We start from the raw sequence: 7,312 nt of genomic DNA, 5'->3' as shown, positions 1-7,312 counted from the left end.
TTTAAATATACAAGGTGAAAGTATGTTCCCTTCTCTAAGCTGGCTATGATAAACTTAAAAGAAAATGCATTGAAGGAGTAAAAGATGAATAAAGCAGATATTCAAGCAATTTTAGCTCATCGGTATGATCAAGGTTGGGATTATTGGACGACAGAGGATAAGCGATTGGGGAAGGGCGCTCCTTTTTCTTGTTTAGAATCAGCAGAGTATTTGTTGGAATTGGGAATGGACCCGCAAGAGGAGATCTTACAAAGAGTTGCGGAACTTTTATGGGAATGCTGGCGCGAACCTGGAGAGTTTAAACTGTATCCTAAAGGTGCTGTATTTCCTTGTCAAACAATTCCAGCAGCTATTCTTTTAGTTCGTTTAGGTCATGGAGAGGATCCTCGAATGAAGCAGACAATGGATCACCTATTAGCAACACGTTACGATGACGGTGGTTGGTGGTGCAAAAAATTCTATTATGGACGTGGACCAGAAACGGAATTTTCAAACCCACTACCGACATTAAATGCGCTAGAATTATTTCGACGGACAAGCTTTGTTGAAGAAGCAGAGTTAGATGCCGCTGTGGAATTTCTGTTGAACCATTGGGAAACGAAATTACCCATTGGACCATGTCATTATGGAATCGGAACATTGTTTATGCAGGTAGAGTACCCATTTCGCGGATATAATCTATTTTACTACCTTTATGTTTTGTCTTTTTATAAGAAAGCTCGGAAAGATCCGCGTTTTAACGAAGCATTTGAATCATTGAGACAGAAAACGATAGAGGATCAGATAGTTGTGGAACGCGTAGTCCCGAAATTACGCAAATTAAACTTTTGTAAAAAGGATCAGGTGAGTGTTCTAGCGACTAAACGCTACCAGGAGATCGTTGCCAATTTAGCCAAATAGAATCTATCTCCGTTTATTGCGTATCTTTTAATAAATAAGGAGGTAGGCAGCAATGAAGTTAATCGAAATAAAAAGAGAATACGGACTCAATCAAAATACGTTTTATGGTTGGTTAAAAGAAAATCAGATGATCGTAAAAGAAATGACGGGTTATGTTGTCGGTCCCAGTGCTCTTGAAGGAATGGAAACAAGTACCAGCAAGCGGGTTAATGAAGATGGAGAGGTATTGATCACCACTCAAGTGATCGTGGATAATCAAAAAATCCCTCAACTACTGGAGCAATATGAAGCATCCGGTCTGCCAAGATTATATTCTCATCAAAAGCAGAAAAATAATTCGGAAGCAAGTTCTATCAGTGGATTAGAAAAAAGAGTCGATATTCTTGAAAAACAGGTATATATTTTAACAGAGCAGCTAACGCTATTTTTGAAACAGAATAGCCAAGAACATAAAGTTTAGTTTGATAAAACGCGCAAAAAAAAAGAGCTTCTTTTTCCCGACTTGGAAAAAGAAGCTTTTTAATTTAACCATAAAGAAAGCAAAAAATTCTCACATGAATAAATCGCTTTGCAGCAGGTATATCCATGTCTGGCTTCACGAACTAGCTTTATCGGCAATAAGCTGAGCGAGTTCGTGAAGCCTTTCTTGGGGCAGTTTGCGTTACGCTATGATTGTTCCTACAGGAAAAATTCTTCTGAAAATTTTTCGAACAAGAGGTCCGGCAATGAGTAGTTGAAAGGGTAGAGCCATGATAAGATTTTTTAAAATATTGCTTCCCCAGACAATGAAAATCAGGTTCCACTCTTGAGTTTTGCTCAACACTTCGATTGTACCGTAAAGGGACATGAAAAAGACCATCGGCAAGACCATACAGCTGGATATCGTTAGGACTTTGCGTAAGGGACTGGCAAAAGTCGGCAGTAGCTTGAATGCCACTTTTTTAGCTGGAGTCGAAACGACGAACCAATCTAAAATCAAAGCACAGAAGTAGCCTAACGGCAGACCAAGCCAAGCAGATTTAAGAACCTCCATGGTGAAAGCTCCTGAATGCAGATAAATATTGTATAAACTCATCCAAAAAACCATCACAAAACACATAATTAACGTATAAACAAAACTTTCTCTTTTATTTCTTGGCATAAAAATCCTCCTAATTTTTTGAATACAGTTCATTTCTACTAAGGAAATCATTTTTCAAAAAAAATGACTAGGAATGTCGTTGGGCATTTCGTTAAAGCGAAACATTCCGACCTTCATTGAAGATAGTAAACCTCGTATCCATCTTATAATTTATTAAACTGCTAAAAGCAGAACTGACAAAAAAGTGGCAATCGTATAACTCGCTACGATTGCCACTTGGGATCTTCACTGCGTTATGGAAAGGCATTTTTTGCTTTTTCCATTATATACAGATTTTCCTCTTTCATGTAAGTAAAACTTTTATTTTTTTTCACCAATCTCATCTTTTAAGCGATAAATCTTTGAAGGACGTCCAATTCCGACTGGACGCTCGCCGATTTCATCAAAATATTGCAACATTGCTTTTTTGAAATTGGAGTGATCGACTGTTTTGAAATCGACCCCTAAAAATTTAGCAAAAACTTTGCGCGCTTCTGTGATTGTAAACTCTTCACCTAAAACTTGCAGGATCAATGGCTCATGATCCATTTTATTAACGACCCGATTGAAAGCCTTGCGAATGATCTCATTGTGGTCAAAAGCTAAAGTATCTTTGCCAATTGATTTTCCCGTTTCTAAGTCGATCTCGATGGAGATGTCGTCATCGCTGGTCAGATAAATCGTTTCACCATGACGCTCCATATTAAACCAGCGAGCATCTTGAGTGTCATCGCCAGCAGTCGGCGGCACTTGTCCGATAAAGGCTAAATAGCTGACAGTAATCACCCAACCGCGAGGATCACGATTTGGTGAACTGAAGGTATGTAGTTGTTCAACATTTTTTCTGCCGATAACCAAGCCAGTTTCCTCCGCAGTTTCGCGGCGAACGCTATCATTCGTGGATTCATTCCGCTCGACAAAGCCGCCAGGCAACGCCCAAGAATTACGGTAGGGATTTCCGCGACGCTGGATTAATAAAATTTTCAGCTGATCTTCTTCTTTGTTATAGCCCATAATGACAATATCAACGGTGACAGAAGGTTTGTCATATTCAGGATGATCCTGTTCTTTATACCAAGCGACGAATTCAGCTTCGTCAGCTTCGTGTTCATAATAATCTTTTTCTGCTTCTTTAGAGGCAAATTTTTTCATGCTTTGTTCACCCATCTTCTTATTATAAGTAATCGCTACTTTATTGTAGCATGAATATCTAAAAAAGGGGAACTCCGCTTGGAATTCCCCTTTTGATTCATTCAACTTATTTTGTTGATTCAGTGGTTGCTTTTTTGTTTGAACTATTTGTAGTCAAGAAGTCAGATAAGATATTTTCGAATGAATCATCTTTGATCTTCACGTTCGCTTTCTTCAGTTCTTTAGCGATAACTTCAGAAGAGAACGTTTGGTCAGCCATTTTTGTATCTTCTGCGATTTGTTTCAATTCTTTCTTGTATTTATCCATGTCATTGCCTTTAGAAGAATTTTTCTCCATTTTAACAATGTAGTAGCTTGATTGGTAAGTAGATGAATCCATTGCAGTAACTACATCAGAAACTTCTCCATCTTTCAACTTAAAGGCTGCTTCTTTTACTTCAGTTGGAACTGTTGATGATTGAGAATCAAATTTGATTTCTCCGCCATCTTTTTTCGTTGTTGCATCTTGTGATTTTTCTTTTGCAATTTTAGCAAAATCACCTTTGTCATCTAATTGTTTCTTTATTTCTTTGGCTTCATCTTCGCTGCTTGCTAGAATGATGCGGGCTGTTACTTCTGGATGGAATGAATCCCAAGCAGATTTCAAATCTTTATCGGTGATTTTCACATGCGATTTTAAGCCTTCTTGGAAAGCCAATGATTGTTTCAAATATTCTTTATAAGATTTTTTCGTATAACCAGCAGATTTCAATTGGCTTTCGAAGCTATCGCCTAATTGTTTTGCTTGTTTGTTGTATTCTTTATCGATTTGTTTATCCGTAACTTTATCCCCATAAGCATTTTCGAAAACTTTGTAGATAATCATATTACGAACTAAACTTTGGTTCGTTTGTTCTTTTTTCGCTTCATTATAAAAATCTTCGACGGTGATTTTTCCGCCCTTCATTGTCGCGATGTCTTGATTAGAACTTCCTGAACAAGCCCCCAGTACAATTACGCTAAGTAAGCCAGCAGTGGCTAAAAGAATCTTTTTCTTCATTTCTTTACTACAACTCCTAAAATTATATTTACATACGTTTGTTATTCCTTTTCAACTATAACATACCTAAAAATGCAAAGGAAAGGGGGTAAAAATAGTTTCCGAGAAAATTCACAATAAAGGCACAATTATATAAGTGAAACAAGTTAATTATTATTTTTCTTCAACAGGTCGTTCTAAGGAGAAGCGGCCCTTTTTGATAGTTGTTTTTTCTTCTGTTTGAGGCAATGATTGATCGATTTTCTTCAACTGTGCTTCGATCTGTTGGATACGAGGATCGGCTTGAAAACGAAATTCCTCAATATCCTTTTCGACGCCAGACTTGAAGGCAGGAACTAATGTATCAAAGGTACCTTTTAAAGTAACCAGTGACTCTTGGAATGCTGTTAAGTTATCATTCAATTCGTCCGTTAATTCGACAAGGTCTCGCGTGTTGGTAATTAGTTTTTCACGTGTTTCTTCACCCTTACGAGGTGCGAATAGAAGCCCGCCAAGTGTTCCCAGTCCGGCGCCAAAAAGAATTCCCTTAAAAAAGCTCATTTATTTCACCTGCTCTTTGATCTGATCAGCGATTGCCTGCATTTCTTCGGGCGTCTGCTGATCAGTATGGTTGCCAAAATGAATCGAGAAATCATCCTTTTTGCTGTAACGGGGAACTAAATGTATATGAGAATGGAAGACAGACTGATAAGCTAATTCTTTATTATTATTTAAAATATTTAATCCTTCCATTTCAGGAAAAGCTTCTTCGATTGCACGGGCAATTTTAGGAATACGCGCAAACACATCTGCTGCCAAAGTATCATCATATTCAAAAATATCAGTCACATGCTGTTTTGGAACAACGAGTGTATGCCCTTTTGTTGCCTGCGAGATGTCTAAAAACGCATAGACTTTTTCATCCTCATAAATTTTGTAGCTAGGGATTTCTTGATCGATAATTTTACAAAAAATACAATTTTCCATTGCAAACATCCTTTCTGATAGCTCAAGATTATTTATTTCTGAGTCGACGGCTGCTAAGAAAAAAACAGAAGCCGTCGCAAAATCTTCTTTTACTTTACCATAACTTGTTATACTTGTGCTGGAAAAGGTCAGGAGAAGATTAAATATTTGCGGGATTCTGCTATAATACTAACTAAGAAAATGGAGGGGAAAAGATGAGCTTAGCAATTCAGCATGTTACAGGCGGTTATGGACACTTGCCTGTTTTAAAAGATATTAATTTTGAAGTTAAAAATGGAGAGATGATCGGGCTGATCGGATTGAATGGGGCTGGGAAATCCACCACCATCAAAAATATTATCGGTTTATTGACACCGCAAAAAGGAACAATCACAGTTGACGATTTAACCTTACAGCAGGAGCCAGAGAATTATCGGAAAAAGATCGGCTATATTCCTGAAACACCATCGTTGTATGAGGAGCTGACGTTGCGAGAACATATTGAAGTAACAGCCATGGCTTATGATATTCCAAAGGAGGAGGCAATGCAGCGGGCGGAGTCACTGTTAAAAACCTTCCGTTTAGAAAATCGTTTGGATTGGTTTCCTGTGAATTTTTCTAAAGGAATGAAGCAAAAAGTGATGGTGTTGTGCGCGTTTTTGATACAGCCAAGTTTGTACATCATTGATGAGCCGTTTCTCGGATTGGACCCATTAGCGATCAATGCCCTATTGGAATTGATGGTGACCATGAAAGAGCAGGGGGCAGCAATCTTGATGTCTACGCATATTTTGGCAACCGCAGAAAAATATTGTGATCGATTTATTGTTTTACATGAAGGAGAAGTAAGAGCGCAAGGCACTTTACGGGAATTACAAGCTGAATTTAATTTGCCTGATTCTTCTTTAGACGAAATCTATATCGCACTGACAAAGGAGAAGGAACATGCATGATTTTTTTCTATTAAGGCGACAACGCCATCAGAAAAAAATGATGAAATATATGCGTTACGTGTTGAATGATCATTTTGTCTTGGTGTGCTTGTTCTTAGTCGGCGGCCTAGCCTTTTACTATTCGAATTTATTAAAGCAATTGCCGCCAGATTTTCCATGGAGTTTGCCGATTGTGGGTGTTATATGGTGGTTTGCCTTGCCGTTTGGCAAACTAGCGACTTTAGTCGAGCCTGCCGACATGGCTTTTCTATTACCAAAAGAGAAAGAAATGGGAGATTATTTATCTCGCGGATTACGGCACTCACTCGCCTTTCCGTTTGTTGTTGAGCTGCTTATTTGCGGAGCGTTGCTGCCATTGGTAGTTTTAGCTAAACAAATCAGTTTTACCAACTTTTTCTTCTATTTAATAATGTTGTGGGGATTGAAATTTTCTCATCTGCGGCTGCAGCGATTGGCTTGCTATCAGAAAACACAGGAGCAGACACAGCGGCTGCTGGTATTATGGTTTATCGTTAGTGGAGCAATCCTATTTGTCAGTCTGTACAGTACTGCTTGGATCGGTACAGTATTGTCTTTAGCAGCCACCTTTGCCTTTATTTCGTTGACGCAAGAAAGAAAACGATTATTGGATTGGAGCAAAATGATTGATCGTGAAAATGCACGATTGCATCGAATTTATCAATTCATTAATCTATTTACGGATGTACCTGAAGTGGAGGCGAAGGTTCGTCGGCGAAAATATTTGGATGGACTATTGGCTAAAATCTCATTCAAACAAGAGAATACGTATCTCTATTTATTTGCTCGAGGAGCCTTGCGAGGTGCGGAATTTGGCGGTCTGTTTTTCCGTTTGCTGATTGTTGGCGGAGTGTTGTTGTTCTCCTTGAATGATTTCCGCTTTGTAACGGGAGTTAGTCTGCTGTTTGTTTACTTAATCGGATTTCAAATGATTCCTTTATACAATCAGTTTGATTATATTAGTTCGACCCAGCTTTATCCGGTACCAACGAAATATAAAAGAGCAGCTTTACAAAGATTGATGGTCATTCTTTTGTTCGCTGCGTCCATAATTTTTACCTTATGCAGTTTGGTCCATTTGTCAATTGTTGAAAGTTTGCTCCTATTAGTATTGCTTTTGATTGAAATCGGCTTGTTTGCTTGGTTTTATCTTCCAGCAAGAATAAAGAAAATGGAGGTCTAGTG

9 protein-coding genes are annotated in these 7,312 nt (G+C 38.3%); 4 read left to right on the top strand and 5 right to left on the bottom strand.

What is annotated here, in order from left to right; translation table 11 throughout:
* Window positions 1-84: 84 nt before the first annotated feature.
* On the top strand, window positions 85-900 hold the full coding sequence (locus tag JZO85_RS21310; protein WP_207110532.1) for a prenyltransferase: 816 nt from the start codon (window positions 85-87) through the stop codon (window positions 898-900).
* A 52-nt stretch (window positions 901-952) separates the two neighbouring features.
* Window positions 953-1,360: a hypothetical protein gene (locus JZO85_RS21305; protein WP_207110531.1), complete on the top strand. Its 408-nt coding sequence runs from the start codon at window positions 953-955 to the stop codon at window positions 1,358-1,360.
* Between the two features lie 201 nt (window positions 1,361-1,561).
* Here the strand turns inward: JZO85_RS21305 and JZO85_RS21300 are convergent, their stop codons facing one another.
* The 5 genes from JZO85_RS21300 to JZO85_RS21280 all read right to left on the bottom strand — a co-directional run bounded on the left by JZO85_RS21300 (window position 1,562) and on the right by JZO85_RS21280 (window position 5,177).
* Window positions 1,562-2,041: a DUF2798 domain-containing protein gene (locus tag JZO85_RS21300; RefSeq protein ID WP_207110530.1), complete on the bottom strand. Its 480-nt coding sequence runs from the start codon at window positions 2,039-2,041 to the stop codon at window positions 1,562-1,564.
* A gap of 300 nt (window positions 2,042-2,341) precedes the next feature.
* Window positions 2,342-3,172, bottom strand: a complete 831-nt coding sequence (locus JZO85_RS21295; RefSeq protein WP_207110529.1) for an NUDIX hydrolase — start codon at window positions 3,170-3,172, stop codon at window positions 2,342-2,344.
* Between the two features lie 106 nt (window positions 3,173-3,278).
* Window positions 3,279-4,211 carry a peptidylprolyl isomerase gene (locus JZO85_RS21290; RefSeq protein ID WP_207110528.1) on the bottom strand — a complete coding sequence of 311 codons (933 nt, stop codon included), beginning with the start codon at window positions 4,209-4,211 and terminating at the stop codon, window positions 3,279-3,281.
* A 153-nt stretch (window positions 4,212-4,364) separates the two neighbouring features.
* Entirely contained in the window at window positions 4,365-4,751 is a 387-nt protein-coding gene (locus tag JZO85_RS21285) for a YtxH domain-containing protein (protein ID WP_207110527.1), read from the bottom strand.
* Window positions 4,752-5,177 (bottom strand): HIT family protein, encoded by a 426-nt coding sequence (locus JZO85_RS21280; protein WP_242550484.1) that lies wholly within the window; start codon window positions 5,175-5,177, stop codon window positions 4,752-4,754.
* A gap of 194 nt (window positions 5,178-5,371) precedes the next feature.
* On the opposite strand from JZO85_RS21280, the gene JZO85_RS21275 reads away from it, so the two are divergent.
* The gene (locus JZO85_RS21275) at window positions 5,372-6,109 is read left to right on the top strand and encodes an ABC transporter ATP-binding protein (protein WP_207110525.1); all 738 of its coding nucleotides are present in this window, start codon (window positions 5,372-5,374) and stop codon (window positions 6,107-6,109) included.
* On the top strand, window positions 6,102-7,310 hold the full coding sequence (locus tag JZO85_RS21270; RefSeq protein ID WP_207110524.1) for an ABC transporter permease: 1,209 nt from the start codon (window positions 6,102-6,104) through the stop codon (window positions 7,308-7,310). Before JZO85_RS21275 ends, JZO85_RS21270 begins: the two co-directional genes overlap by 8 nt.
* Window positions 7,311-7,312 lie beyond the last annotated feature (2 nt).

Source organism: Candidatus Enterococcus murrayae (genome assembly GCF_017315985.1).
Classification (GTDB): Bacteria; Bacillota; Bacilli; order Lactobacillales; family Enterococcaceae; genus Enterococcus_A; species Enterococcus_A murrayae.
The sequence above is the reverse complement of the archived record's forward strand: the minus strand, read 5'-3'. Positions and strand labels throughout refer to the sequence as shown.